General features: G+C 63.5%; 23 protein-coding genes. 11 read left to right on the forward strand and 12 right to left on the reverse strand.

Going from position 1 to position 25,586, the window contains the following annotated elements:
• From A8V01_RS04005 to A8V01_RS04015, 3 genes are read right to left on the reverse strand one after another with little or no spacing between them, the layout of a single operon-like run.
• Entirely contained in the window at positions 1-828 is an 828-nt protein-coding gene (locus A8V01_RS04005) for an NADH-quinone oxidoreductase subunit C (protein WP_103094665.1), read from the reverse strand.
• Between the two features lie 7 nt (positions 829-835).
• On the reverse strand, positions 836-1,393 hold the full coding sequence (locus tag A8V01_RS04010) for a NuoB/complex I 20 kDa subunit family protein (protein WP_103094666.1): 558 nt from the start codon (positions 1,391-1,393) through the stop codon (positions 836-838).
• Positions 1,390-1,764, reverse strand: coding sequence for an NADH-quinone oxidoreductase subunit A (locus tag A8V01_RS04015; protein ID WP_103094667.1), 375 nt, complete (start codon positions 1,762-1,764; stop codon positions 1,390-1,392). The genes A8V01_RS04010 and A8V01_RS04015 overlap by 4 nt, the downstream gene beginning before the upstream one ends.
• A 421-nt stretch (positions 1,765-2,185) precedes the next feature.
• On the opposite strand from A8V01_RS04015, the gene A8V01_RS04020 reads away from it, so the two are divergent.
• On the forward strand, positions 2,186-3,379 hold the full coding sequence (locus tag A8V01_RS04020) for an acetyl-CoA C-acyltransferase (RefSeq protein ID WP_103094668.1): 1,194 nt from the start codon (positions 2,186-2,188) through the stop codon (positions 3,377-3,379).
• 155 nt (positions 3,380-3,534) lie between these two features.
• The gene (locus A8V01_RS04025) at positions 3,535-6,315 is read left to right on the forward strand and encodes a bifunctional diguanylate cyclase/phosphodiesterase (protein ID WP_103094669.1); all 2,781 of its coding nucleotides are present in this window, start codon (positions 3,535-3,537) and stop codon (positions 6,313-6,315) included.
• Positions 6,316-6,325: 10 nt separating this feature from the next.
• On the opposite strand, the gene A8V01_RS04030 is transcribed toward A8V01_RS04025, so the two are convergent.
• The gene (locus A8V01_RS04030; protein WP_103094670.1) at positions 6,326-6,802 is read right to left on the reverse strand and encodes an SH3 domain-containing protein; all 477 of its coding nucleotides are present in this window, start codon (positions 6,800-6,802) and stop codon (positions 6,326-6,328) included.
• Between the two features lie 213 nt (positions 6,803-7,015).
• Here A8V01_RS04030 and A8V01_RS04035 point away from each other — a divergent pair, with 213 nt between their 5' ends.
• Both A8V01_RS04035 and A8V01_RS04040 read left to right on the forward strand, forming a co-directional pair.
• The gene (locus tag A8V01_RS04035; RefSeq protein ID WP_245892315.1) at positions 7,016-8,314 is read left to right on the forward strand and encodes an ammonium transporter; all 1,299 of its coding nucleotides are present in this window, start codon (positions 7,016-7,018) and stop codon (positions 8,312-8,314) included.
• Positions 8,315-8,345: 31 nt separating this feature from the next.
• Complete coding sequence (locus A8V01_RS04040; protein WP_170065824.1) at positions 8,346-8,822, forward strand: DUF805 domain-containing protein; 477 nt, start codon at positions 8,346-8,348, stop codon at positions 8,820-8,822.
• 21 nt (positions 8,823-8,843) lie between these two features.
• Here the strand turns inward: A8V01_RS04040 and A8V01_RS04045 are convergent, their stop codons facing one another.
• The 7 genes from A8V01_RS04045 to A8V01_RS04075 form a co-directional block, all read right to left on the reverse strand.
• On the reverse strand, positions 8,844-10,250 hold the full coding sequence (locus A8V01_RS04045) for an NAD(P)H-dependent flavin oxidoreductase (RefSeq protein WP_103094672.1): 1,407 nt from the start codon (positions 10,248-10,250) through the stop codon (positions 8,844-8,846).
• A 29-nt stretch (positions 10,251-10,279) separates the two neighbouring features.
• Positions 10,280-11,029, reverse strand: a complete 750-nt coding sequence (locus A8V01_RS04050) for a class I SAM-dependent methyltransferase (protein ID WP_103094673.1) — start codon at positions 11,027-11,029, stop codon at positions 10,280-10,282.
• A gap of 109 nt (positions 11,030-11,138) precedes the next feature.
• The gene (prfB, locus tag A8V01_RS04055) at positions 11,139-12,266 is read right to left on the reverse strand and encodes a peptide chain release factor 2 (protein WP_103094674.1); all 1,128 of its coding nucleotides are present in this window, start codon (positions 12,264-12,266) and stop codon (positions 11,139-11,141) included.
• A 135-nt stretch (positions 12,267-12,401) separates the two neighbouring features.
• Complete coding sequence (locus tag A8V01_RS04060; protein WP_103094675.1) at positions 12,402-12,953, reverse strand: peroxiredoxin; 552 nt, start codon at positions 12,951-12,953, stop codon at positions 12,402-12,404.
• A 41-nt stretch (positions 12,954-12,994) separates the two neighbouring features.
• Positions 12,995-13,225 carry a biotin/lipoyl-containing protein gene (locus A8V01_RS04065; protein WP_103094700.1) on the reverse strand — a complete coding sequence of 77 codons (231 nt, stop codon included), beginning with the start codon at positions 13,223-13,225 and terminating at the stop codon, positions 12,995-12,997.
• A gap of 139 nt (positions 13,226-13,364) precedes the next feature.
• The gene (locus tag A8V01_RS04070; RefSeq protein WP_103094676.1) at positions 13,365-14,780 is read right to left on the reverse strand and encodes an acyl-CoA reductase; all 1,416 of its coding nucleotides are present in this window, start codon (positions 14,778-14,780) and stop codon (positions 13,365-13,367) included.
• The gene (locus tag A8V01_RS04075; protein ID WP_103094677.1) at positions 14,777-16,126 is read right to left on the reverse strand and encodes a hypothetical protein; all 1,350 of its coding nucleotides are present in this window, start codon (positions 16,124-16,126) and stop codon (positions 14,777-14,779) included. The genes A8V01_RS04070 and A8V01_RS04075 overlap by 4 nt, the downstream gene beginning before the upstream one ends.
• A 143-nt stretch (positions 16,127-16,269) precedes the next feature.
• Between A8V01_RS04075 and A8V01_RS04080 the strand changes: the two genes are divergently transcribed.
• The 3 genes from A8V01_RS04080 (at position 16,270) to A8V01_RS04090 (ending at position 19,041) form a co-directional block, all read left to right on the forward strand.
• Positions 16,270-16,905, forward strand: a complete 636-nt coding sequence (locus A8V01_RS04080; RefSeq protein WP_245892316.1) for a TetR/AcrR family transcriptional regulator — start codon at positions 16,270-16,272, stop codon at positions 16,903-16,905.
• A 38-nt stretch (positions 16,906-16,943) separates the two neighbouring features.
• Positions 16,944-17,810 (forward strand): SDR family NAD(P)-dependent oxidoreductase, encoded by an 867-nt coding sequence (locus A8V01_RS04085; protein WP_103094678.1) that lies wholly within the window; start codon positions 16,944-16,946, stop codon positions 17,808-17,810.
• Between the two features lie 331 nt (positions 17,811-18,141).
• Complete coding sequence (locus A8V01_RS04090; RefSeq protein ID WP_103094679.1) at positions 18,142-19,041, forward strand: HpcH/HpaI aldolase/citrate lyase family protein; 900 nt, start codon at positions 18,142-18,144, stop codon at positions 19,039-19,041.
• Between the two features lie 54 nt (positions 19,042-19,095).
• Here the strand turns inward: A8V01_RS04090 and A8V01_RS04095 are convergent, their stop codons facing one another.
• Positions 19,096-20,463 (reverse strand): M28 family peptidase, encoded by a 1,368-nt coding sequence (locus A8V01_RS04095; protein ID WP_103094680.1) that lies wholly within the window; start codon positions 20,461-20,463, stop codon positions 19,096-19,098.
• A gap of 115 nt (positions 20,464-20,578) precedes the next feature.
• Here A8V01_RS04095 and A8V01_RS04100 point away from each other — a divergent pair, with 115 nt between their 5' ends.
• From A8V01_RS04100 to A8V01_RS04115, 4 genes are all read left to right on the forward strand, one after another.
• On the forward strand, positions 20,579-21,604 hold the full coding sequence (locus tag A8V01_RS04100; protein WP_103094681.1) for a hypothetical protein: 1,026 nt from the start codon (positions 20,579-20,581) through the stop codon (positions 21,602-21,604).
• A 108-nt stretch (positions 21,605-21,712) separates the two neighbouring features.
• Positions 21,713-23,392, forward strand: a complete 1,680-nt coding sequence (ettA, locus tag A8V01_RS04105; protein ID WP_103094682.1) for an energy-dependent translational throttle protein EttA — start codon at positions 21,713-21,715, stop codon at positions 23,390-23,392.
• 198 nt (positions 23,393-23,590) lie between these two features.
• On the forward strand, positions 23,591-24,538 hold the full coding sequence (locus A8V01_RS04110) for an RcnB family protein (protein WP_103094702.1): 948 nt from the start codon (positions 23,591-23,593) through the stop codon (positions 24,536-24,538).
• Between the two features lie 135 nt (positions 24,539-24,673).
• A complete protein-coding gene (locus tag A8V01_RS04115; protein WP_103094683.1) occupies positions 24,674-25,339 on the forward strand; it encodes a 2OG-Fe(II) oxygenase in 666 nt (221 codons plus the stop codon).
• The last annotated feature ends 247 nt before the right edge of the window (positions 25,340-25,586 follow it).

The following is a 25,586-nucleotide window of genomic DNA, read 5'->3' on the forward strand; positions in this document are numbered from 1 at the left end:
TCACTTGGCGTCTCCCTTATCCGAGCGGGTATCATCCGGACGGCTTTCGGTTTCCTTGGGCGCCTCAGGCGCTTTGCCATCTTCCGTCTTGGCCGGAGCGGGCGCGGATTCCTTGTCGGCGGCCTTCTCGTTCGCCTTGTCACCGGCGCCGGTGTCGGCAGGCTTTTCGGTGGCCTTGGGCGTGGGCGCAGCAGCAGCGGGAGCCGGCTGTTCCGGAGCCTTCTCGTCACCCGGCAGGATGTAGTCGGCACCTTCCCACGGGCTCATGAAATCGAACTGGCGCAGATCCTGCGCAAGCTTGACCGGCTCGTACACCACGCGCTTGTCCTCTTCGGAGTAGCGCAGTTCGTGATAACCCGTCAGCGGGAAGTCCTTGCGGAACGGATGGCCTTCGAAACCGTAGTCGGTCAGGATGCGGCGCAAGTCCTTGTTGCCGGCGAAGATCACGCCGTACATATCGAAGACCTCGCGCTCCAGCCAACCCGCGTTCGGCCACAGCGTGGTGATCGTCGGCACCGGAGTATGCTCAGCCGCGGTCACCTTGGCCATGATACGATGGTTCTTCGTGACCGAAAGCAGCATGTAGACGACTTCGAAACGTTCAGGCCGCGACGGATAGTCGACGCCTGCCATTTCCATCATCTGCTGGTATTCGTGATCGTCGCGCAGGATACGCAGCGCGTTCTCGATCTCGTCACGCGCGATGGTAAGCACGATCTCGCCATGCTCTTCCTTCGCGGAAACGACCTTCGAGCCGAGCGCGGCGACGAGAGCGTCAAGGACGCCCTCGTTCGATGCGATCTTCGGAGCGGAATGCAGAACGGGCATCTGGTCCTTACCTCTCGACGGTGCCCACGCGGCGGATCTTGCGCTGCAGCTGCATGATTCCATAGAGCAGCGCTTCCGCGGTCGGAGGGCAGCCCGGCACGTAGATGTCGACGGGCACGATGCGATCGCAACCGCGCACCACCGAGTAGCTGTAATGATAGTAGCCGCCGCCATTGGCGCAGCTACCCATCGAGATGACGTACTTGGGCTCCGACATCTGATCATAGACCTTGCGGAGCGCCGGTGCCATCTTGTTGCACAGCGTACCGGCAACGATCATCACGTCCGACTGGCGGGGAGACGCGCGCGGCGCGGCGCCGAAGCGTTCCATATCGTAACGCGGCATGTTGACGTGGATCATCTCGACCGCGCAGCATGCGAGGCCGAACGTCATCCACCACAGCGAGCCGGTACGGGCCCACTGGAACAGCTCTTCGGTCGAAGTGACCAGGAAGCCCTTGTCGGAAACTTCCTGGTTGAGGTCCTTGAAAAACGCCTGGTCCGGCGGCGTGATCGCGCCACCGGGGACCAGGGGCTGGCCTGCTGAGTTAACGAGCGTGCTCATTCCCAGTCCAGAGCTCCCTTCTTCCATGCATAGGCGAGGCCGATGGCCAGTTCGCCCAGGAACACCATCATCGTCGTCCAGCCAGCCCAGCCGGTCAGCTTGAGCGAAACAGCCCAGGGGAACAGGAACGCGGCTTCAAGGTCGAAGATGATGAAAAGGATCGCCACCAGATAGAAACGCACATCGAACTGGCTGCGCGGATCTTCAAAGGCGGGGAAGCCGCACTCATATTCGCTGTTCTTGTCAGCGTTGGGCTGGTGCGTGCCGGTCAGCCGGGCAACGCCCAGCGGAAGGAACACGATCACGGACGAAAGCCCAAGCGCGATCACCAGGAAGATGAGGATCGGCAGGTATTGCGACAGATCGGTCAATGTTCTTGCCTCTTACCGCGAATGCGACGTTGGCGGACTCGGATTTGTCATGGTGAGCCCGTCAAGTTGGCGCGTCCTTAGGCCAGCCTACCGCGCGTCGCAAGGGTATCACGCGACAATAATCCGACCTTTGCATTGCATTGCAACACGACAAAGTGTCCCAACCCGCAGTTTCCCGGCGATTGAGGGGCCAAAGGCGCCTGACGCAATCGTCAGGTCACTTCATGCAACCCACTTATTGCGAATTATTCGCGAAATGCGGCCGACATATCTTGGCAATCAAGCCCGCATTCCCATCTTGCGGGCAAAACCGACAGGACGGTGTCTTGCCCCCTTGCCGCTGTCGCATGATTGCAATTGACGCAGCGCAACATTATCCAATCCGTCAACTAGAACAGTTCAAAGTGTGAAAGGTATGCCAATGGCCCAGATCTCGGCTTCCGACCCGATTGTCGTCCTCTCTTATGCCCGCACCCCGATGGGCGGCCTGCAGGGCGCGCTGGCCGAAGTTTCTGCGACCGACCTCGGCGCAACGGCGGTGAGGGCCGCGGTGGAACGCGCGGGCATCGCGGGCGAAGACATCGAACGCATCTATATGGGTTGCGTACTGCCGGCCGGGCTTGGCCAGGCCCCTGCCCGTCAGGCAGCCCTCAAGGCGGGCCTGCCCAAATCGGTCCAGGCGACGACCGTGAACAAGGTCTGCGGTTCGGGCATGCAGACGGTGATCATGGGCGCAGAGGCGCTGGCTGCGGGCTCACTTGACGTAGTGATCGCCGGCGGCATGGAATCGATGACGAACGCGCCTTACCTTTCCAAGAAGCACCGCTCGGGCGCGCGCGCGGGGCATGATACGATCTACGACCACATGTTCCTCGACGGGCTCGAAGACGCGTATGAAGGCGGCTCGATGGGCTCTTTCGCACAGGTCACCGCCGACGAATACCAGCTGACGCGCGAGAATCAGGACGACTATTCGATCGAATCGCTGCGCCGCGCGCAGGAAGCCATCAGCTCGGGCGCCTTCTCCGCAGAGATCGTTCCCGTCACCGTCAAGACCCGCAAGGGCGAACTCGTGGTCGACACCGACGAGCAGCCGCCCAAGGGCAACCCCGACAAGATCCGCACCCTGCGCGCAGCCTTCGCCAAGGACGGCACCATCACCGCCGCCAGCTCCAGCTCGATCTCGGACGGCGCCGCTGCCGTGGTCCTGACCCGCAAGAGCGTGGCCCAAGCCAAGGGCCTGTCGCCCGTCGCCACGGTGGTCGGCGTCGAAGCCCACGCGCATGAACCTGCCAAGTTCACGACCGCGCCGGTCGGCGCGATCCAGAAGCTGCTCAAGAAGGTGGGCTGGGAACTGGGCGACGTCGACCTGTTCGAGGTGAACGAAGCTTTCGCCTGCGTCGCGATGTTCGCAATGCATGATCTCGGCATCCCGCACGACAAGATCAACGTGAACGGTGGCGCCACTGCGCTGGGCCACCCGATCGGCGCATCGGGCACCCGCATCATCGTGACGCTGATCAACGCGCTCAAGGAAAAGGGACTTAAAAAGGGCGTCGCCAGCCTCTGCATCGGCGGCGGCGAAGCAACGGCCATCGCGGTCGAGCTGGCCTGACCCCCCATCGCCCCCTCCCCATCCGGTTCGTGCGGCGTGTGGGAGGGGGCGTTGTCGCACACGATCCCGGCAAATAGCAATTTGCGTATATACCCTTAGGCACGCGTTAACCAATCAACCCTAGGAGCCGTAAGGTTCACATATTAGGGTTGCCGATGTTCGACGTTCTGATTTGCATCCACGAGCAGCATGACAAGTGGTTTGTTCTGCTGGCCGCAGCGATCTGCGTCGTATCGGCCCTGTGCTCCGTACAGTTGCTGCGCCATGCGCGCCACTTGTCGGGACCCGCCGCCACGCGCTGGATTCTGGGGGCAGGCAGTGCGATCGGCTTCGGCGTATGGGCTACACATTTCATCGCCATGCTGGGCTACGGTCCCGGGCTGATTGTCGGATACCACGTCCCCGCGACCGTCATCTCGCTGTTCACGGTAGTGGGCATGACGTCGCTGTCTTTCGTAGTCTCACTGGCACAGCCCCATCGCCGCGGATTCGTCCTGGCCGGTGTCATCGCCGGGTCGGGCATCAGCGCGATGCACTACATCGGCATGTCCGCGATCGAGTTCCCCGCAGAAATCAACTGGCGTGCCGGCTACGTCGCGGTGTCCATTCTGCTTGCCGTCGCGCCCGCCATCCCTGCCCTGACACTGTCGGTGAAGGGTCGCACCATCGCCAGCGCCGTGCCCGCCGCCGGGTTACTGGCCCTTTCGATCGTCGGCCTGCACTTCACGGGCATGGCGGCCATGGAGCTGACGCCAGCACCGCTGGACCTGCGCGGCGGCGCCCTGCTCTCTCCGGAAAGCATGGCGGCCGCGATCAGCGCCGGGTCGCTGGCACTGCTGGCTATCAGCATCGCCGTGCTCAGCATCGCCCGCAGCGCGCGTCTGGCGCTCCACGCGACCGAGCGCGACATGAGCATCCTGGTGAAGGGCATCACAGACTGCGCGATCTACATGCTCGATCGCAAGGGCAACGTGGTCAACTGGAACGCGGGCGCGCAGCGGCTCAAAGGTTACACCGCGCAGGAAGCAGTCGGCCTGCCGCTCGCCGCATTCTATACGCCCGAAGACCAGGCCGAAGACCTGCCCCGCCGCGCGGTGGCCCACGCCGCCGAAACCGGCAAGTTCAGCGGTGAAGGCTGGCGTATGCGGCGCGACGGCACCCGCTTTTGGGCCCACGTCACGATCGAGCGGGTCGCCAACGAGCTGGGCGAGCACATCGGCTTCGCCAAGCTGACCCGCGACATGACCCGCTTCAAGGAAGACGAGGACCGGGTGCGTGAAATGGCCGGACATCTTGATGCCGCGTTGGCCAATATGCATCAGGGCCTGTGCCTGTTCGACGCTGACGGCCACCTCCTGATTGCCAATCGGCGCTTCAACGCGATATGGGGAATCTCCCCTGCCACCTCATTGACCGGGATGAACGTGCAAGCCGTGGCCGACGTGGTGCTGGGCGCCCCGGCAGGACTTGTCGCCTCTCCCGAGCGCCGCCGCGAATTGCGCCGCCAGTTCATCAGTCCTGCCGCCTCCACCGCGCCCGTCATCATCGATCTTGGCGATACCGTGGTCGTTTCGATGACGAGCCGCCCGATGCCCGATGGCGGCCGGGTCGCCACCTTCGATGACATCACGGAACGCCGCAGGTCAGAGGCGAAGATCGCGCATATGGCGCGGCATGATAACCTGACCGGTCTGCCAAACCGCAACAGCTTCGCGCACTGGGTCGATGCCGAACTGGAAGAGGCGCGCCATTTCGGGCATCAGCTGGCCGTGGTCATGATCGACCTGGACCGCTTCAAGGAAATCAACGACACCCGCGGCCATTCGGCAGGCGACGCCGCGCTACAGCATCTCGCGCAGCGGATGGTCGACGTGCTTCAGGACGGCGAGATCGTGGCGCGCCTTGGTGGCGATGAATTCGCAGCCGCCGTGCGCTTCCGCGATCGAAGCGAACTCGACGTATTCCTTGCGCGAATCGAAGGCTGCTTCGGTACGCCGTTCGGCCCGAACGACAATGACTTCCTTCTCGGCGGCAGCATCGGTGTTGCAGTCTACCCCGAAGACGGCGATGTACGCGAGCAGCTCCTCAACAACGCCGACCTTGCGATGTATCGCGCCAAGGGCAGCGTTGCCGAGAACATCGCGTTCTACGAACCGGAGATGGATGAAACCGCCCGAGCACGTCGCCAGATCGCCAATGATCTGCGCCATGCGATCGAACGCAACGAATTTACCCTGCTCTATCAGCCGCAGCACTGCATCGCGACCGGCAAGGTTTCGGGCTATGAAGCCCTCCTGCGTTGGCATCACCCCACCCGTGGGCCTGTCTCGCCCGTCGAATTCATTCCAGTCGCCGAAGAGACCGGTGAAATCTTCCGTATCGGTGAATGGGTCATGCGTGAGGCCTGCCGCGAAGCGCGGTCATGGCCAAAGCACCTGAAGGTCGCGGTAAATCTGTCGGCAGTCCAGCTTCTCCAGAACGATTTCGTCGCTATCGTTCAGAACATCCTGGTGGAAACCGGTCTTTCGCCGCTGCGTCTGGAACTGGAGATCACCGAGACGGCGATCATCGCCGACAAGCTGCGCGCGCTGCACTTCCTGAGGCAGATCAAGACGCTGGGTGTCAGCATTGCGATCGATGACTTCGGAACAGGCTACTCTTCCCTCGACACGCTGCATTCGTTCCCGTTCGACAAGATCAAGATCGACAAGTCATTCGTGCTGCGTTCGCATGAAAGCGTGGAGGCATGCGCGATCATCAAAGCGGTGCTTGCGCTGGGGCACAGCCTCAACGTGCCGGTACTGGCCGAAGGGGTCGAAACCATCGAGCAGCTCGATCTTCTGAGGGATCAGGGATGTGATGAAGCACAAGGCTTCTATTTCGGACGGCCGGGCGGTTCGCCCAGCCAGACCGCCGATAGCCAGATGATGTGCTGATCCGCCCGCTTCAGGGCGCTCCGGTGCCCCAGAGCTGATCTTCCCGCACAAAACCTTTATGCCCATCGGTATCGAAAGGGCACCAGCTGTCCTTGCATTCGCCCAGCAGGCCGACCACGCCAGGCTCGACGCGCCAGAGCATCGCTCCGCTGCTTTTGCCTTCGGCGCGCATTTCGATCAGGCTGCCATCCTTGACCATGCCCGCGCGCTGGCGCGACAGCAGAAGATCACGCATCCAGCCTTTCGACCCGTCCGGGTCCTCGATCAGCCGCCACGGGCCTTCCCGGCGCAGGACCTTCACGGGAAGATGTGGACGGCGATAAACCCAGTCTATCCGATAGGATTCGCCCGGACCGACCCGCAAATTGGCAATGTCGGCATCGATGGACGCCCAATAGGGCACCTTTTCATCATTGGCGGCGCTGGCCGCAGCCCCTGCGGACAGGGCGAGCGCGGCAAAAGGTATCAGGAAAGCGCAGCGGTTCATCGCACAGATATTACAGCGCGACCCCGATACGCAGCAAGAGCGCACCTTCAAGACGCTGTGGACGGCGAGGCCGTTTTTCCATGGTGATCCACATCGGGTTCGCAATCGCTTGTAAGAATTTAGCTTCCTGATCTAACCGGGCATAAAGGTTTGCGCCGCTATCGCAGCATCCGAACTCATGGGAACAACCACGCGATGACAAGGCCTTCGACGATGGCCATTATTCTGCCCCTGTCGATCATGGCCACTTCGCTCGTGCCGGCGGCCGCGCTTGCGCAGGATGGCCGGCTCGATGTTGCGGACGGAGGGGATACCGCATGGCTGCTGGCCGCATCGCTTGTCGGGTTGCTGGTGCTGCCCGGCCTCGCCCTGTTCTACGCAGGCAGGGTAAGGGGACGCAACGTGCTGTCCATCCTGATCCAGTGCGGAGCGATCTTCGCGGCCACATCGACCCTGTGGATCATCGTCGGCTACACGCTCGCTTTCGGTGACGTTGCTGGGGGCTGGCTGGGCCGAGGCAACGCCTGGATGCTGACTGCGCTCGGCAATGTGCGCGCAGGAACCAACCTGCCGGAGAGCGTCTACGTCCTGTTCCAGATGATCTTCGCCACGCTTGCACCGTCATTGATGGCAGGCGCATGGGCCGAGCGGGCGCGGTTCGGATGGGCGATGGTTTTCACATCGCTGTGGAGCATCGTCGTCTACGCACCTGTGGCGCACTGGATATGGGGCGACGGCTGGCTTGCCCGAAGCGTCGGCACGCTTGACTGGGCGGGCGGGATCGTCGTCAACGTAAGCGCGGGCGTATCAGCGCTCGTAATCTCGGTGATGATCGGAAAGCGCAAGGGCACCGCTTCCGCAAGCCGCCATGGCCAGATTCCGGCGCTTGCCGTAGTTGGCGCTATGCTCCTCTGGATCGGCTGGCTTGCCTTGAGCGGAGGCGCCGCCCTTTCCGCGAACGACGACGCGGCCGCTGCCATTCTTGCCATGCACGCAGGCACGGCCGCCGCAGCACTGACCTGGCTTGTGCTGGACCGGGTCACCTGCGGCAAGTGTGGCGGCACCGGCTTCGCGATGGGCGTTCTGGCCGGCCTTGCCACGATGGCACCCGCTGCCGGTTTCATTTCACCCGGCGGTGCACTCCTGCTGGGCGTGGCGGGCGGCGCCGGGTGCCACTTCGCCATACGACTGGTGCGCCGCAAGCTTCACATCGACGACGCATTAGGGGTCTTTGCCATCCAGGGTATCGGTGGATTACTGGGATCGCTTCTCCTCGCGGGCCTGCTCTCCGAACGCCTTGGCGGCGTTGGGTATGGTGAGGGCATGAACGGAGTGGCGCAGCTGGCAGCGCAGGGCATCGGTATTGGTGTTGCCGCGATCTGGTCTGCGGTTGGCACCGTTATCCTTGCGCTCATGGCCTCGCTGGCTTTCCCCATGCGCGTCTCGGAAGATGCGGAACGTGAAGGTCTCGACAGCGCCAGCCACGGCGAAAAGGCGTGGAATTTCGATTGACAGCAACGCCCGCAAGACGGGAAATGCATCAATGATCAGCTATGTCCGGCAGGCTGGACGCACCGCCGCCCGCACCCTTGATTTTCAGGGTACGGCCGACCGCCGCGAATTCGCCGCCTATATTCTGCTTTCTCAGATCCCTGTCGCGATCTTCTCGCTGGGCAGCAGTTGGGCCGATCCCGCACCAACCATTCGCGGTATCATGCTGGCTGTGCAGATTGCCGTTGCCCTGCCCCTTTTCGCGCTTTGCATCCGGCGCCTCCATGACTTTGGGCAAAGCGGCTGGTGGAGCTTGCCGCTGTTAACTCTGATCGCACGGACCTTGCTGATGGAACTGGTCGGCTTTGCCGCGGGGTGGAGCGTGCGCAGCGCGATCGAAACGGTGCTGAGCTACATGGACTGGCTGCTGACCGTGCCTGCCGTGCTCTGCTTCCTGGCCATGGCTCTCTGGCCTGCGCGGCCGAAAATAGAAACGGCCGGCGCGGATCGCTCCGCACCGGCCGCCTGAAGGCTAACCTGTCGCGACCGATCAGTCGCCGGTCAGAATGCGATCGACCAGTTCCTTGACCGTCGGCGTGAAGCCGTTGGAATAGAACGGATCCTGCTTGAACTTGTAAGCCGCGTGACCCGCGAACATCAGGTTTTCGTCCACAGGACCGCCATGAGCGATGTCCTGCAGGGTCTTCTGGATGCAGAAGCTGCGCGGATCGGCCAGGCGACCCGTGGTGTAATCGTCATGGTCCTTCCACGACGAGAACCCGCAATGCGACAGGCAACCCATGCAGTCGGCCTGATCCTTGCGGATTTCATCACGCTCCTGCGGGTTCACGAAAATGATCGTGTCGTCCGGGGTGCGCAGGCCGTCAGTGAAGCCCTGTGCCGACCAGGTCCGCGCACGTTCGAGATCCTTCGGGGCGACCCAGAAGTTCTTGCCCTTCACGCCGACGTCAAGACGCACCGAATGCTCGCCTGCCTCAACCTTGGAATAAGGGATCTGACGCTCCGAGCGCGCTTCGAGATTGCGCAGGAACGGATTGCGCACGGCCGAGGAATAGAACCCCGTCGGCGAGAAACGGTGGAGCAGAACGTCGCCCGGCTCCAGCGTGCGCAAGTGGTCCTTCCACTCCTGCGGGATCGGGCTTTCATGGGTCAGCAACGGGCGGGTGCCGTACTGGAACGCGATCGAGCCGAGTTCGGGATTGTCGATCCAGTGGTTCCAGTCGCGCAGGAACCACACACCGCCCGCCATGACGATCGGCACGCTGTCCGGCACGCCTTCGGCACGCATGGTATCGCGCAGCGCCTTTACGCGGGGATACGGATCTTCGGGCTTGAGCGGGTCTTCCGCGTTCGACAGGCCGTTATGGCCACCGGCAAGCCACGGATCTTCATAGACCACAGCCCCCATCAGGTCCGCGACCTTGTGATAGGCACGCTTCCACAGCGCACGGAAAGCGCGCGCGGAGCTGACGATCGGCAGGTAGTTGACGTTGAAGCGCGCTGCGATTTCGGAAAGCTTGTAAGGCATGCCCGCGCCGCAGGTGACACCCGTCACCATGCCACGGGTCTTTTCCAGCACACCTTCGAGGATCTGCTGCGCGCCGCCCATTTCCCACAGCACGTTGATGTTGATCGCGCCCTTGCCATTCGCGATTTCATAAGCGCGGCGCACCTGTTCGACAGCGCCGTCGATGGCGTAGTCGATCAGTTCCTGGTGCCGTTCCTTGCGGGTCAGCGCGTTGTAGACCTGCGGGATGATCTTGCCTTCGGCGTCGTAGCTGTCGGCATTCACCGCGCTGACCGTACCGATACCACCCGCAGCCGCCCACGCGCCCGAACTCATGTGGTTCGTCGCGGCAACACCCTTGCCACCTTCGACCAGCGGCCACACTTCGCGGCCACCATACATGATCGGCTTGAGACCCTTGAAACTCATTTCTCTCGTCTTTCCCCAGGCTTTCGCGCTCAGCCTTGCTGTCCATTGATTTTCGGTGGCGCTACGCCCGAAATTCGGCACGGCTTTATCTGTGCCGGTGCCGGCCGCGCCCCTGCGGCTTCAAACTGCGCATAATAGCCCTGTAATTCAGGCTTGCGAACAAATTCCGTCAACCGATAGCCCACCGACGCAAATTCGCAGAAAAGCAGCGACGGTGGCAGGCCGTGCCCCCCGGCCGGACGATCGACGTCGACAACGATGATCTTCCCCCCCGGACGCAGCGCAGGGCGCAGCCTCCAGAGAAAACCGTAAGGGTCGCCAACTTCGTGGTACATATGGACCAGGAAGATGCGGTCGAAACTCTTCTGAGGCAGGCTGGGATCGCTCGGGCGGCCCAGCTTGATCGAGACGTTCTCAAGCTCCTCGCGCATGACGCGCGTGGCGAGACGTTCGTTGGCGCCGCGATCGATATCTTCGCCCAGCACGCGCCCCTTCCGGCCCACGCGATGCGAAAGGCGGACGGTGTAGTAGCCCTCGCCCGCGCCAAGATCGGCGACGCTCATACCCGGCGCGACGCCCGCCAGATCCATCACCAGGTTCGCTTCATTGGCGCGATCCCGCTGGGCTTCGGTCGAGAATGTGCTGGACGTGCTTTCGGCAACCGGCCGATCAGGCTTCGGAAACTGCGGCGCGTTCTTTTCGCGCGCGTCATCGACGGCAGGCTGCTGGCATGCAGCAAGTGCAAGCACGGCAGGAACAAGGCAAAACACGCGGAACATGCGGCCCCTTAGCGCCTGTGTGCCCGATTGGCAAAACGGTTGGAAGGCATCCGTCGCATTCACGCCCCGGTGTCCCGGCCCTTGTGCCGGGACGGGACGGGTTTCAGGCTCAATCGGCGTCTTCGACTTCGACTTTCTCGCCGGTCACGCGCTGCGACAGGGCAGCGGCCATGAACGGATCGAGGGCGCCGTCGAGCACGTCACCGGGCGCGGTCGACACCACGCCGGTGCGCAGATCCTTGACCTGCTGGTAGGGCTGCAGGACGTAGGAACGGATCTGGTGCCCCCAGCCGATGTCGCTCTTGCTGGCGTGTTCGGCACTGGCGGCCTCTTCACGCTTGCGCATCTCTTCCTCGAACAGGCGCGCCTTCAGCATGCCCATCGCGATTTCGCGGTTCTTGTGCTGCGAACGGTCGATCTGGCTGGCAACGACGATGCCGGACGGCCCGTGCGTGATGCGAACGGCCGAATCGGTGGTGTTGACGTGCTGGCCGCCCGCACCCGAAGCGCGATAGGTATCGATCTTCAGGTCGGCCGGGTTGATATCGATTTCGAAGCTGTCGTCGATCACCGGATAGACCCAAACCGACGAGAAGCTGGTGTGGCGGCGCGCGGAACTGTCATAAGGGCTGATGCGGACCAGGCGGTGGACGCCGCTTTCGGTCTTGGCATAGCCATAGGCGTTTTCGCCCTTGATCAACAGGGTGCAGCTTTTGATCCCGGCCGCTTCGCCCGCGTGGTAATCGACCAGTTCGACCTTGTAGCCGTGACGTTCGGCCCAACGCGTGTACATGCGCTGGAGCATTTCGGCCCAGTCCTGGCTTTCGGTGCCGCCTGCGCCCGCGTGGACTTCAAGGTAGGTGTCATTGGCGTCCGCCTCGCCCGAAAGCAGCGCGGTTACCTTGTCCTGATCGGCGCGTTCCGCCAGCGCAGCCAGCGCGGCGAGGCCCTCGGCGATCGTGTCCTCGTCATCTTCCATCTCGCCCAGTTCGACGAACTCGACGGCGTCGGCCATTTCGGCGCTGATGGTGTTGACCGCGCCGATCGCGGCTTCAAGGCGGCGGCGTTCCTTCATGACCGCCTCGGCCTCCTTGGGCTTGTCCCACAAGGTCGGATCCTCGACGCGCGCGTTCAGCTCGTCGAACCGGCGCAGGGCGCGGTCCCAGTCGAGGAACTTGCGGACCAGCGCGAGGGCCTTCTCGATGCGGACAATATGGGCCTGCCCCTCGGCACGCATGACGAAAAACTCCGATGTGCCGGGACAGCGACCGGCCGTAAACAAACAAGCCGCACCGCTTAGCGCAGTACGGCTGTTTGTAAAGTGGCGCTCAGGACGTTCGACGCAAGAGGGCCCGCCGCAAAGAGTTTATCGTCAACCCGGCCGCTTTGTCTTCATCGCCTTCACCGCAGCAAGCGTCATCGTAACGTGTTCGCGGTAGTCCATATCGGAATGGACGAAAGCGACATGGCCGCTCTGGTCAATGACGTAGCTGACGCGCTGGGTCATGCCCGCCGGCACGCCCGGCCGGGTGAGCGCCACGTCATAGCCCTTGGTCACCGCCGGACTGGCGGTGGCAACGGCAAACTTGTCGCGGCATTCCTCGGTGGAGAACTTCTTGAGCGTGGGCAGATCATCGGCCGACATGCCGACCACGGTTGCGCCAAGCGCGGCAAAATCCGGCGTGGCTTCGGCAAAGGCGTGCGCTTCCAGCGTGCAGCCCTGCGTGAACGCCTTGGGGTAGAAGTAGAGCACGACCGGCCCCTTCTTCAGCGCCTTTGCCAGATCGAAATCGACTTCCTTGCCGCCCTTCGCGCCCTTGGCGGCGAACTGCGGCGCCTTGGCGCCAACCGCAAGGCTGGCATGCGCGGTACCCGAAACGGCAAGGAACCCGAAGGCGGCGACAGCGGTGAGAAGACGGTTCATGGCGCGGATACTGAGCCTACTATCCGCGGCTGTCCAGCGTGTTACTCGATCCAGCCGAGAACGGTGCCGACTTCATATGTCTCACCCGTTTTGGTGATGATCTTCAGTGTGCCGGTTGCGGGAGATTCGACTTCGTTGGTGGACTTGTCCGCTTCCAGCGAGAACAGCGGCTGACCCTCGGTAACTTGCGCGCCATCGGCGGCAAGCCATTCGGCAACCTGCCCCTCCTGCATGGAGAAACCGATCTTCGGGAGCAGGATTTCGACGGCCATGGTGCTTATGATCCCCTTCACGCGCCCGGCATCGCGGGCTGTTTGATCGATGGGTAGCGCACTCCCGCAGGCAGGCAAGCGAAGGGCGGACATATCCGTCTCGGCGATGTTGCGGGTGGGTTTTGGGGTTTCACCCGCGTCACCCCCGCCCATCCTCATGCGCCATCCAGTGAACGAAGCGGTGAAGCGGATACATCGCATCATGCGGATTGCCGATAGTGGCAGGGCCCGCTTCTCCAAGGTGCACGATTCGCTGCGCACCTGCGGCGGCAAGGCGATCGCGGTAGGCCGACATCCGGTTGAACGGGAAGAAACCCACCGTCTGCGTCGCCACGTTGATCCACCTGGCTGCATCGTCGAGGCTATCCACCCGCACGACATTGGCGGTCTTGTTGATCGGATGGAAATCCACCGGCTCCTCCGACCGGATCACAAGGCCGCGCCCATCGGTACGCCCCCATACCCCATATTCGTCATCCATGAGCGTCATCGCCTCCACCGCTTCGCGCATGTCCATGGCGAGCGGGCGGACGTCTCCGCTTTCGGCAGCGCGGCGTGCGATGTGGTGATGCAGCCGCGCGCAGAAGCGATCCACCTGCCGCTCGTCGCCCTCGACGAACTGGAAGCGGCTGGCGACGCAGGCCTCCTGATTGAGCGTCATCACGTCGGCCGAACACAAGTCCGCCACGCGATCGATGGTTTCATCGTCCGCCAGCGCCTCTCGCCCGACCATCGATATCGACGTCTTGGGGTCGAACGACACCAGCTGGAAGCCCGGACCAAGGTACTTGATGACGTTGTTGATGGCATCGCCGCCGCCCCAGGCGACGATCTTGTCGAAATACTGGGGACGATAGAGCACCCGCTCCGTCGCATCGTCACCGCCGCGCCAGTAGACCGCAGACATCGAACGCACGATCGGATGCGCCGGATCAAGATCCGTCATCGTGCGCAGGATGGCGACCATGGTGAACGGGTCTGCGCTGCTCATCTTGAACAGGTTGATGCCCTTGACCATTGCGCCCTGCGCCACCGACTTCACTGCGACGCCGGGGGAATTACCCGGCAACACGTGGATCAGCCGAGGCGCGAACGCGCGCACGAAGCTGCGGCGCCCGGTGAAGTCCTCCTTGGGCACCCATTCATCGAGCGCGCGCGGATCAGGGAAGTTCTGCTCTACCTCCGCCATCAGCACCCGCCTGTCGAGATAGGCGGCGGCATGGCGCGCGGTATTCTCGACAACGGCGCGCGGCAGGATGTGTGTGCGGCACATGCGCTCGATGCATTCCTGCATGTGGTCATTGTCACGGGCGAGCAGGCGCTGGCCGGTTTCCACAAGAAAGTCGACGATCTCGGCCAGCGGCACATTCAGCAGGGGCGGCACTTCGGTGCGCGGTGGCACCGCGCGATTGAAGGGAATGCGCGGCGTCGCAAAAGTGACGCCAAGATCGCGGGACTTCTGGATCACGTCCGCCCCGTGCACCACTTCGCCGCGCAGGAAGAACGGAGCCGAGACGATATCCTCGGCCGCCTTGGGCTGCGAAATCTCGTTCATGCCACACCTCTGACATAGGCATCGACGGTGCCCGCGCAGCCGATCTTGTCGTCGCCTTCAAGGTCTGCATAACGGACGATATCGTCACGGATCGAAGGGCCATGGTTGCCGCAGGCGCAGGGTGAACAGTCCAGCGATATCCTGTCGCCGGTGATGACGCCGCCCCAGCGCCCATCAAGCGACAGGTCGAAGAACGCCGCGCGCCCTTCGCGTTCGCCGCTCGCAGACCCCAGCGCTTCGTCTCCCGACTTGTCGAGCAGCACCGGTACGATCCACGGCGGGACGTGATAGCGTCCGCCCTCGCGGCATTTGGGCATGCCGGAATTCAGTTCCTGCATCGAATAGTTCTGGAAATGCCGGTCGGCCGGGATGTTGAATGTCTCGAACACATAGTCCTGATAGTCAGCCGGAAGCTGCGCCCGCTTGAGCCCGCCGCCAACGTAGATCGAGTTGTCCGCGTTGAAGTCCTCACGCCCGTATCCCGCGTCCCGCACCGCCCTGGCAACCTGCCACAGCCCGCTCCAGAGGCCGGAGAGTTGCAACTTGCGGTGCCGGTTTTCGATGATGAACTGCGCCGTTGCCGGAACGGCATCAGCAACCAGCGTTGCGCGCCGGGCGGACGTTTCCTCGAAGGCGGCGATCTCGTCGGGGCGCGCGGTGCCCTCGGCGATCTTCTTGCGCATGACCACCATTGCAGTCAGCGAACCCACGGTAATCGGGGGCACCGGATAGTTCCAGCGCGGCCATTCGGGATTGGCGAAGGCATCGTACTGCGCCCTCGCGATCGTGGTGTTCTTGGGAACCGTCGCCACGGGAGCACAGCCGATGATCAGGCGATCCTGTGCCGGCACCACGCCCGAACCCCATGAAAAGACATTGACCGTGTCGATCTTCGACCACTCCATATCCTTGTGCGAGGCAATAAGCATGGCCGACTTCCCGGTGGTGCCGCTGGAGCAGGAAATGAAGTGCCCCTGCTGCGCGAGCCGCGCGATCCAGTCATCGATGCCTTCGATACCATCCAGATCGACGCCTTCGATCGGATGGGTGGAAACGGTGCCGAGCCACTTGGTCAGCCGGTCCCAGCGCTCATCCATAAGGTAGCTTTCGGGGTAGGACTTGTAAGCGGTGTGCGGGAACAGCACCGGCACCACATCCTCGATCCGCGCGATGCCCTCGATCGCGGCATCGCGCGCGCGAAGGCCCAGCAGCCTGATCCGATCCCGGCGCTCGCGAAACCGCTCATCAAGCGCGGCGATCTGTGTTTCGCGCAGGTCGTCGGCGGAAAACGCAAAACGCTCCGGGTCGGCGACAAGGGCGGTCAGTTTATCGGCGGCGGTTCCCATGGGGTGGCTCTCCTCTCCATTGTCATCGCTTCCGGCTGGACGGCGGAGCGCGACTCGATTAATAGCACCTTATGCGTTTCATTATTCACGAGACTCTTGGCGACGCAAGACAAATCGGGTCCATGGGGTCCATGCCTCAGGATATGTCCGATTCAGCCAGCAGGGCCGGCCGGCCCACCCGCGAACAGGCGCAGGCCCGCCAGACCGCCCTGCTCGATGCAGCGCTGCGGCATTTTCTCGACAAGGGTTACGAAAGCGCCACGATCGAGGGCATCGCCGCCGACGTGAACATGACCAAGCGCACCGTCTATGCGAAGTATCCGGACAAGGCGGCGCTGCTGCGCGCCGCCGTCCGCCATGGCACTGAAGCCCGCGCAGTCAGCGCAGAAGTCATCGCCGCAACCCGCAAGGAAACGCTGGAGGACACGCTGGTTGCGATCGCGATGTTGCGGATCGGGCTGGTCGGAGAGCCCGTCGGCGCCAAGCTACAACGGCTGATCAATACCGAAAGCTATCGGTTTCCCGACATCTTCCAGACCTATTACGATATCGCCGCGCTGCCGACGGTCCGCTTCCTCGCACAGATACTGGAAGCACAGACCGCTGCCGGGCGCCTTGCCATCGGCGACGCGATGCTTGCCGCCAACGTATTCATGAGCATGGTCGTCAGCGGTCCGGTGCGCTTCATTCTATCGGGCAATGTGCTGACGGCGCACGATATCGACAGGCGGGTCCGCTTCGCGGTCGATCTGTTCCTCAAGGGCGCCTTGCCTCGATAGACCGGCCGACAACGGGCGCAAGATGGGAGAGAGCCGCAATGTCCAGAAATCCCGAACCTTCTCAGGACCGCGTGGTCGTCGTCACCGGCGCAAGTTCCGGGATCGGCAAGGCCAGCGCCGCCAGCTTCGCCCGCATGGGCTGGCACGTCATCGCCACCGGGCGCGATCCCGTTCGGTGCGATGCTGCCGAAGCGGAACTGCGCGTATTGGGCCGGGTAGACTTCCTGCGCGGTGACTTTGCCGAAATGGCTGACGTGCGCCGGGTTGCCGGGGAAATTGCCGCACTGACTGACCGGGTCCACGTTCTGGTCAACAACGCGGGCGGCATCCGCAACGGCCTTTACCTCTCATCCGAAGGGCTGGAGGCAACCTTTGCCGCCAATCACCTTGCCCCATTCCTGCTGACGCGTGAACTGCTGCCCCTGCTTGAGCGCGGCGCGCAGGAAAGCCCGCCGGGCACCGTGCGGGTGATCGCGGTATCTTCGCTCGCTCACGAACAGACGAAGGCAATGCACTGGGACGATCTGATGATGCTGGACGATTTCGCGGCAGGACCGGCCTATTGTCAGGCGAAACTTGCCAACCTGCTGTTCACGCACGAACTTGACCGGCGCCTTTCGGATAAGGGCATAACCGCGCAGGCGATGCATCCGGGCAAGGTGGGCTCGAACTTCTCCAATCACGGAGAATCCTCGTTGCAAGCCTATATGGCAAGCCAGGACCTTATCGCGCCGGAAGACCCGGCGCGCACCATCGTCTGGCTGGCGACCGCCCCCGAAACGGGCACCAACGGCGGCCGCTACTTCCACGACCTGGCCGAAATACCTGCCGCGCCGCAGGCGCGCGATGCCAATGCCGCGGCGCGGCTTTGGGAGGAAAGCGAACGCATTCTTTCCAGGGTCTGACTTTCGATCGGGCCTGAGAAACCATCGCCCCGCGCCTGCTCCTGACTGAGCAGGTCACGGGGCGACGTCTGCGACCCCTAAGGGCTGCCCCTAAGGACTGCCGTCGTGAGTGCGGGCGGAGGAGATTACCCGGCACCCCGGTCATGATGCGCGAACGACCTTCGGCGGCTGCTTCCCGATATATACACAGCAAACGATTGCAAATTGCTCTTTCGGACTAGTTGCATCTGCGTATCGCCGCCTTCACGCCCCCGCATCCTTCCCGACGCTTGACCGGGCTGTGGCTGGCCCTCCAAGGAAGCGCTGACAATCCGACACGGGAAACAGCCTGATGACTCCGATCGACCGCCCCCGGCCCGCCCCCCGCCGAAGCGCGCTATACCTGCCCGCCTCCAACGCAAAGGCTCTGGCCAAAGCGCGAACCCTGCCCTGCGACGTGGTGATCCTCGATCTGGAAGATGCCGTCGCTCCCGAGGCCAAGGAAGAGGCTCGCGCCGCTGCCATCGCGGCAATTGCCGAAGGTGGCTTTGGCCGGCGCGAGGTTGCAATCCGCGTCAACGGGCTCGACACCGAATGGGGCGCGGCGGACCTTGAAGCGGTAGCCGCGTCGAAGGCCGATGCCATACTGGTCCCCAAGGTCAACAGCCCGCAGGATATCGACAGACTGCAGGCGGCGCTGGCAGGCGCGCACGAAGCCATGCAGCTATGGGCGATGATCGAAACCTGTGCGAGCGTCTTCGCGCTGGAACCTATAGCCGCAAAAGCCCGGTCCACGCGGCTTTCGCTGTGGATCATGGGCCTCAACGACCTTGCCAAGGAGATGCGCGCGCAATCGGTGCCAGAGCGCACGCCGTTCCTGCCGTTCCTGTCGATGGCCGTCGCGGCAGCGCGGGCGCATGACGTCACGGTGCTTGACGGCGTCTGCAACGAATTCCGCGATCTTGCCGTGTTCGAGGCCGAAGCGCGGCAGGGCCTGCTGTTCGGGTTCGACGGCAAGAGCCTGATCCACCCCGCGCAGATCGATCCGTGCAACACGGTGTTTTCGCCAAGCGCCGTAGACGTCGAATGGGCCAATGCGGTCATCGCCGCGTTCGCGCTGCCCGAAAACCAGGGCAAGGGAGCGATCAAGGTCGATGGCAAGATGACCGAACTGCTCCATCTGGAACAGGCACGGCAGCTGGTCGCAGTGTCGGAACAGATCCTTCGACAAGCTCAGGATGATCGGGCGTAATCGATAAACGGGGAGGAGGCATTGCGCCCCTCCCCGCTTCATTCAGGCCGGGTCTTACTGGCCCTTGCCGATCACACCCGGCTCATTGGCGATCACCTTGAGCACCGCCGTCCAGGCATCGACGTTCTGCTGCAGCGCCGCCGGATCGACCTTGTCGAGCGTATCGTCGGGCGTGTGATGCAGGTCGAAATAGTGCATTCCGTCCTGCCCCAGATCGATCACTGCCAGATCCTGCGCCTTGATGATCGCCGCGACGTCCGCGCCGCCTTCGGTTTCGCCTTCGTGGGGCACGATACCCATCGGCCAGAGCGCGGCCTTAACCTTGTCCACCATCGGCTTGTTTTCGGCGGCCGTGTTGAACTTCGCCGCCCAGACCTTGTCCGCGCCGAAATCGCTTTCCATCGCGACCGCATGCGGTTCTGCACCGTGCATCCGCGCATAGACCGCACCGCCGCCGCCGCCGATGCCCATTTCCTCGTTGCCGGACCACAGCACGCGGATCGTGCGCAGCGCCTGCCCGCCCTGCTGCGCCGCCAGCGCCGCTGCGGTCACGATGGCGCAGCCCGAAGCGTCATCGATCGCCCCGGTGCCCAGATCCCAGCTGTCCAGGTGGCAGGCGATGACGATGATCGGCAGCGAGGGATCGCGTCCCGGCAGGTCCGCGACGACATTTCCGGAAGGTGCATCGGGGAACGGCTTGCCTTCCAGCGTCAGGTCGATCGCCATCGGCTTGCCCCCCGCCGCAGTCCTCGCGGCGGTACGCGCGATCAGATCGGCATCGGGGTTGGATACGGCGCCCGCCGGGATCGGCTGCACATCCTTGGCGAACACCGTGACGCCGGTATGCGGGTTGCGGTGGCTGTCGGTCCCTGCCGACCGGATAACCACGCCCGCCGCGCCCTTGCGCGATGCGACCGACGGCCCCTGACGGCGCACGTTGCCGTATGGTCCATAGCCCGAACCGTCCTGCGCCGCACGCATGGCATGGTCGATGAAGGCGACCTTGCCCTTGAGCGATCCGTCAGGCGCGGCCTCCAGCGCGGCCAGCGTCGGGAAGTAGACCAGCGGCGCCTTCAACCCGCCCTTGGGCGTCGGGACCGAGAAACCCAGCGCCGTGATCGCCAGCGGCTGCGCGTAAGGCGCGGTCAGCTTTGCACTTTCCGGCCCACGCTGCCACGCCAGCGTCTTGAATTCTTCCACCCGCACGTTCTGGAAGCCCAGCGCCTTGAGCTTGGCCGAACCCCAGTCGCGCGCCCGTGCCTCTGCCTCCGATCCGGCCATGCGCGGGCCGATCTCGGTCGTCAGACCCTCGACGATGTCCCAGGCGACACCGGAACCCTGCTGGGGCGTTGCGAAAGCCGGAACGGCGGCGGTGAATGCAGCGGCGAAAAGCCCTGCGCGAAAGGCTGGAAAAGTGCTCATGGTGCAGGTGCTAACCGAGCCCTCCGCGCCTGCCAAGGTGCGATGAACGGTGCAGCCATGTGGATAAGCAGCGCCTCGGCTTGCCGCCACCGGCACAAGCGAACACAACCGCGCGATGCTTGCCGCCCTCACCCGTATCCAGGCCCTGGCCGTGATCGCGCTTATCGTGGCGCTTGCGCTGGCTACGCTGACGATCGGCCCGGCGCAGACCGGAGAGGCTATCAGCGGCGACGGGCGCTACTCCGACGTGCAACTCTATCACGACATCGGCAACGCGGTGGCCGGGGGAGAGGACTATTATCATGCCGCCACGCGCCTGCAGCGCGCGCACGGCTTTCCCACCAGCCCTTTCGTGACCGTGCGCCTGCCGACACTGGCGTGGATCGAAGCGGCATTCGGCTGGCGCGCGACGCATGGGATGCTCTGCGCCCTGCTTGCCGCGGCGGCGGTCGCGTGGTTTGCGATGCTGCGCCCGCTTGTCGGCGCGGGGGAACGGGTTGCGGCAATGCTGCTGGTGTTGGCCGGCGGTGCGATGGTCGCCAGCCCCGGCCTGTCCGTATCGCACGAGCTTTGGGCTGGCGTTCTCGTGGCGCTGGCCATGGCGCTGCGGGTAAAGGGGCTGACCGTACCCGCCTTCATTGCTGCCGCGCTGGCACTGGCGATCCGCGAACTGGCGCTGCCCTTCGTGCTGCTGGCGGGCCTGTGGGCGTGGAGGAGTGGCAGGCGCGCCGAACTTGCGGCGTGGGCCCTGCTCCTTGCCGCCTACGCCATCGCGCTGTTCCTGCACCGCGGGGCGGTAGAGCCGTTGTCGCTCCCCGACGATGCGCTGTCGCAAGGCTGGGGCGGCCTGCGCGGCCCCGGCGCGGTGTTGCAGGACATCGCCGACGTCACCGTGCTGCACCTTTTCCCCGCGCCACCAAGCTACCTTGCCGTGCTGCTGTGCCTGACCGGGTTCCTTGGCGCGCCGGTGCCGCTGGCGCGCTTCGCACTGCCCTGGTTGGCGACGATCGCATTGCTGCTGGCGGTCTTCGCCCGGCCGGTGAACTTCTACTGGGCGATCCTGACCGTGCCCACGGTGATGGTCGGCCTGGCCTTCCTTCCGCGTGCAGCACGCGATCTGGCGAAAGCCCTGCGCCGCTGAGCGCAACCGGCTCCCGCCCTCTGGCGGCTCCCCTTGGCAATCCGCCCTCACCCCTGTAGTAGCGGCGCCAACTCTATCCAGACCCGATATTCCATCCAGAGGAACCGCATGGCCGCGCAATACGCCTATGTCATGAAGAGCATGACCAAGACTTTCCCCGGCGCCCAGAAGCCGGTGCTCAGCGACATTTCGCTGCAGTTCTACCAGGGCGCCAAGATCGGCATCGTCGGCCCGAACGGCGCCGGCAAGTCCACGCTCATCAAGATCATGGCCGGCATCGACACCGATTTCACCGGCGAAGCATGGCCCGGTGAAAACATCACGGTCGGCTATCTTGAACAGGAGCCGGAACTCGATCCGACCAAGACCGTCCTCGAAAACGTCAAGGACGGCGCGCGCGAAACCGCCGACCTGGTCGACCGCTTCAACGAGATCTCCAACATCATGGGCGATCCGCCGGAAGACGTCGATTTCGACGCGCTGATGGAGGAAATGGGCGAACTGCAGGGCAAGATCGACGCGGTCGACGGCTGGACGCTCGACAACCAGCTCGAAATCGCGATGGAAGCCCTCCGCTGCCCGCCGAGCGACTGGCCCGTCAACAGCCTGTCGGGCGGTGAAAAGCGCCGCGTCGCGCTGACCCGCCTGCTGATCCAGAAGCCCTCGATCCTGCTGCTCGACGAACCGACCAACCACCTCGACGCCGAATCCGTCGAATGGCTGGAAAACCACCTCAAGGAATACGCGGGCGCGGTCTTGATGATCACCCACGATCGCTACTTCCTCGACAACGTGGTGAACTGGATCCTCGAACTCGATCGCGGCAAATACTTCCCCTATGAAGGCAACTACTCCACCTACCTGGAGAAGAAGGCCAAGCGCATGGAGCAGGAAGACCGCGAGGAATCCGGCCGCGCCAAGGCGCTCAAGGAAGAGCTTGAGTGGATCCGCCAGACCCCGGCCGCGCGCCAGACCAAGTCCAAGGCGCGTATCCGCAAGTTCGAACAGCTTCAGGAAGCGCAGTCGGGCCGTCGCCCCGGCAAGGCCCAGATCGTCATCCAGGTGCCCGAGCGCCTTGGCGGCAAGGTCATCGAGGTCAACAACATCTCGAAGGCCTACGGCGACAAGCTCCTGTTCGAGAACCTCTCGTTCATCCTGCCGCCGGGCGGCATCGTCGGCGTCATCGGCCCCAACGGCGCGGGCAAGTCCACGCTGTTCAAGCTGATCACCGGCAAGGAACAGCCTGACGAGGGCACCATCGAGATGGGCTCCACCGTCCATCTCGGCTTCGTCGACCAGAGCCGCGACCACCTCGACCCCAAGAAGAACGTCTGGGAGGAAATCTCCGACGGGCTCGACTACATGAAGGTCAACGGTCACGACACCTCGACCCGCGCCTATGTGGGTGCGTTCAACTTCAAGGGCGCCGACCAGCAGAAGAACGTCGGCAAGCTTTCGGGCGGTGAACGCAACCGCGTCCACATGGCCAAGATGCTCAAGGAGGGTGGCAACGTCCTCCTGCTCGACGAACCGACCAACGACCTTGACGTGGAAACGCTGGGCGCGCTGGAAGAGGCGATCGAGAACTTCGCGGGCTGCGCCGTGGTCATCAGCCACGATCGCTTCTTCCTTGACCGTCTGGCCACGCACATCCTTGCATTCGAAGGCAACAGCCACGTCGAATGGTTCGAAGGCAACTTCGCCGCCTACGAAGAGGACAAGCGCCGCCGTCTGGGCGATGCCGCCGATCGTCCGACCGCACTGGCGTACAAGAAGCTGACGCGCTGATCTCACGAACAGACGCGCATGAAAAAGGCCGCCGCTCGGGAAACCGGGCGGCGGCCTTTTCTTTGTCGCTGCAACATTACGAAACTTAACGTTTGGCAACGCCGCCATTCACAATTGCGACAGCGCCCGTTGGGTAGACCGGGGTCAACGATGAGCCGCGCTTCGCCGTCCGGCAATTCGGTTTGGAGCACCGGAACAATGGCAACGAAAAACAGAAAAGCACGCATACTGCTCGCCGCCGCGACCATGGCCATGGCGGTCACCGGTCTTTCGACCCCGAGCTTCGCGCAGAACCAGGGCCACGAACGCGGCAACGGCCGTGCCGAGAGGCCGCAATCCCGTCCGCAAGCGCAGCCCCGTCCGCAAACGCAACCTCGCCCTCAGCCCCGGCAACAGGCGCAGCCCCGCCCACAATCGCGCCCGCAGATGCAGCAGTCGCGCCCGCAGGCACAGCCGCAGCAGCGCCTTAATGGCCGCAGCGAGATCGGGCCGCAACTGCGCCAGCTGCGCGAACAGCAGCGTCAGCAACAGGCCCGGCCTGCTCCGCAGCAGCCGAACCGGCCTAGCTGGCAGGGCAACACCGCTCGCCCTGACAATAATCGGGACCGGGACCGCAACAACGCCTGGCGCAACAACAATGACCGCCGGGATGATCGGGACCGCGATCGCAACAACAACTGGCGCCCGGACAACGACCGACGCGGCGACAACGATCGCTGGCGCGACAACGATCGGCGCGACAATGACCGCCGAGACAACGACCGCTGGCGCGATAACGACAGGCGTGGCGACAACAACGGCTGGCGCAACAACGGCCGGGGCGATCGCTATCAGGCGTGGAACCGCAACGACTGGCGCCGCGACAACCGCTACGACTGGCAGCGCTATCGCGACCGCAATCGCAACACTTACCGCATCGGGCGCTATTACGCCCCCTACAACGGATATTCCTATCGCCGCCTGAGCATCGGGTTCTCGCTGGGTTCGATGTTCTACGGCAACCGCTACTGGATCAACGACCCCTGGCAGTATCGCCTGCCGCCGGTCTATGGCCCCTATCGCTGGGTCCGTTACTATGACGACGTAATGCTGGTCGACATCTACAGTGGTGAAGTGGTGGATGTCATCTACGACTTCTTCTGGTAAACACGCCAAAGCACATAACAAGGATAATCCCGGAGGTAAAACTCCGGGATTTTTCTTATGTTCTGCTGATACCGGATCTCAAGCTACTTGATATGAGCGATTGCGCTATCGCCCGATGCCTATACTCTGCCTGTCATGGCCACGCCTATCCATCCTGATCGAAAGGCGCTTGCGCGTATCGGCGCAAGCGTGCGGCAACGGCTGGCGGCAGAGCCTACGGCGCGGCGCCTGCCCGATGACCGGGCTGAAATCTACGCAATCGATGGCTTCCTGACCGCGCCATCATGCGCGCACCTGATACACCTGATCGATGCGGTCGCCTGCCCGTCAAGCCTTGTCGACGGGGCGCTCTGGCCCGACTATCGCACCAGCTTTTCCGGCGATATCGACGAATCCGACGAGTGCGTGCGCACTCTCGAAGAACGCCTTGCCGCCGTTACGGGAATAGCACCCGCCTGCGGTGAAGCCGCACAGGGGCAACGCTATCACTGCGGGCAATACTTCAACGAACATTGCGACTGGTTCGACACCGCCGCAGGCTACTGGCGGACGGAACGCAGATGCGGCGGGCAGCGCAGCTGGACCGCCATGGTCTATCTCAACAGCGTCGATGAGGGGGGGATGACCGATTTCACCCGCGTTGCCTTGAGCATCCCGCCTTGCGCCGGCACATTGCTGCTGTGGAACAACGCCCTGCCCGATGGCACGCCGAACCCATGGACCATGCATGCCGCCCGCCCTGTCGTGCGCGGCGTGAAATACGTTGTGACCAAGTGGTTCCGCACGCGGACTTGGCAGTGATCACTTGACATTTATAACCAAATAGGCTATATGCCCCAGCATCCGATCCGGCGATGATCACGCAGGATCGGTGTATCGGGTCGGCGTCGTGGGCCGGGATGCGGTTTAAAAGCCGTGATCACGCACCCCACGCGTCCGTTCGAAGACCCGGACCGTCCTCTCGGCTTCTGGAAAGGTGGCATCTGCCTAATCCTGCGACATACGGCGGGACATCGGATGTCCTATCCCGGATGACCCATGGCCGCCC

Source organism: Novosphingobium guangzhouense, assembly GCF_002896965.1.
In the GTDB taxonomy this organism is placed as follows: Bacteria; Pseudomonadota; Alphaproteobacteria; order Sphingomonadales; family Sphingomonadaceae; genus Novosphingobium; species Novosphingobium guangzhouense.

Excerpts from the sequence above, each read along its gene's own strand:
- A8V01_RS04095 (WP_103094680.1), bottom strand. The coding sequence starts at position 20,463 with ATGAGCACTTTTCCAGCCTTTCGCGCAGGGCTTTTCGCCGCTGCATTC.
- A8V01_RS04025 (WP_103094669.1), top strand. The coding sequence starts at position 3,535 with ATGTTCGACGTTCTGATTTGCATCCACGAGCAGCATGACAAGTGGTTT.
- A8V01_RS04065 (WP_103094700.1), bottom strand. The coding sequence starts at position 13,225 with ATGGCCGTCGAAATCCTGCTCCCGAAGATCGGTTTCTCCATGCAGGAG.
- prfB (WP_103094674.1), bottom strand. The coding sequence starts at position 12,266 with ATGCGTGCCGAGGGGCAGGCCCATATTGTCCGCATCGAGAAGGCCCTC.
- A8V01_RS04060 (WP_103094675.1), bottom strand. The coding sequence starts at position 12,953 with ATGAACCGTCTTCTCACCGCTGTCGCCGCCTTCGGGTTCCTTGCCGTT.
- A8V01_RS04040 (WP_170065824.1), top strand. The coding sequence starts at position 8,346 with ATGATCAGCTATGTCCGGCAGGCTGGACGCACCGCCGCCCGCACCCTT.
- A8V01_RS04100 (WP_103094681.1), top strand. The coding sequence starts at position 20,579 with ATGCTTGCCGCCCTCACCCGTATCCAGGCCCTGGCCGTGATCGCGCTT.
- A8V01_RS04085 (WP_103094678.1), top strand. The coding sequence starts at position 16,944 with ATGTCCAGAAATCCCGAACCTTCTCAGGACCGCGTGGTCGTCGTCACC.
- A8V01_RS04115 (WP_103094683.1), top strand. The coding sequence starts at position 24,674 with ATGGCCACGCCTATCCATCCTGATCGAAAGGCGCTTGCGCGTATCGGC.
- A8V01_RS04035 (WP_245892315.1), top strand. The coding sequence starts at position 7,016 with ATGGCCATTATTCTGCCCCTGTCGATCATGGCCACTTCGCTCGTGCCG.
- A8V01_RS04020 (WP_103094668.1), top strand. The coding sequence starts at position 2,186 with ATGGCCCAGATCTCGGCTTCCGACCCGATTGTCGTCCTCTCTTATGCC.
- A8V01_RS04005 (WP_103094665.1), bottom strand. The coding sequence starts at position 828 with ATGCCCGTTCTGCATTCCGCTCCGAAGATCGCATCGAACGAGGGCGTC.
- A8V01_RS04090 (WP_103094679.1), top strand. The coding sequence starts at position 18,142 with ATGACTCCGATCGACCGCCCCCGGCCCGCCCCCCGCCGAAGCGCGCTA.
- A8V01_RS04045 (WP_103094672.1), bottom strand. The coding sequence starts at position 10,250 with ATGAGTTTCAAGGGTCTCAAGCCGATCATGTATGGTGGCCGCGAAGTG.
- A8V01_RS04080 (WP_245892316.1), top strand. The coding sequence starts at position 16,270 with ATGTCCGATTCAGCCAGCAGGGCCGGCCGGCCCACCCGCGAACAGGCG.
- ettA (WP_103094682.1), top strand. The coding sequence starts at position 21,713 with ATGGCCGCGCAATACGCCTATGTCATGAAGAGCATGACCAAGACTTTC.
- A8V01_RS04010 (WP_103094666.1), bottom strand. The coding sequence starts at position 1,393 with ATGAGCACGCTCGTTAACTCAGCAGGCCAGCCCCTGGTCCCCGGTGGC.
- A8V01_RS04075 (WP_103094677.1), bottom strand. The coding sequence starts at position 16,126 with ATGGGAACCGCCGCCGATAAACTGACCGCCCTTGTCGCCGACCCGGAG.
- A8V01_RS04050 (WP_103094673.1), bottom strand. The coding sequence starts at position 11,029 with ATGTTCCGCGTGTTTTGCCTTGTTCCTGCCGTGCTTGCACTTGCTGCA.
- A8V01_RS04070 (WP_103094676.1), bottom strand. The coding sequence starts at position 14,780 with ATGAACGAGATTTCGCAGCCCAAGGCGGCCGAGGATATCGTCTCGGCT.
- A8V01_RS04030 (WP_103094670.1), bottom strand. The coding sequence starts at position 6,802 with ATGAACCGCTGCGCTTTCCTGATACCTTTTGCCGCGCTCGCCCTGTCC.
- A8V01_RS04110 (WP_103094702.1), top strand. The coding sequence starts at position 23,591 with ATGGCAACGAAAAACAGAAAAGCACGCATACTGCTCGCCGCCGCGACC.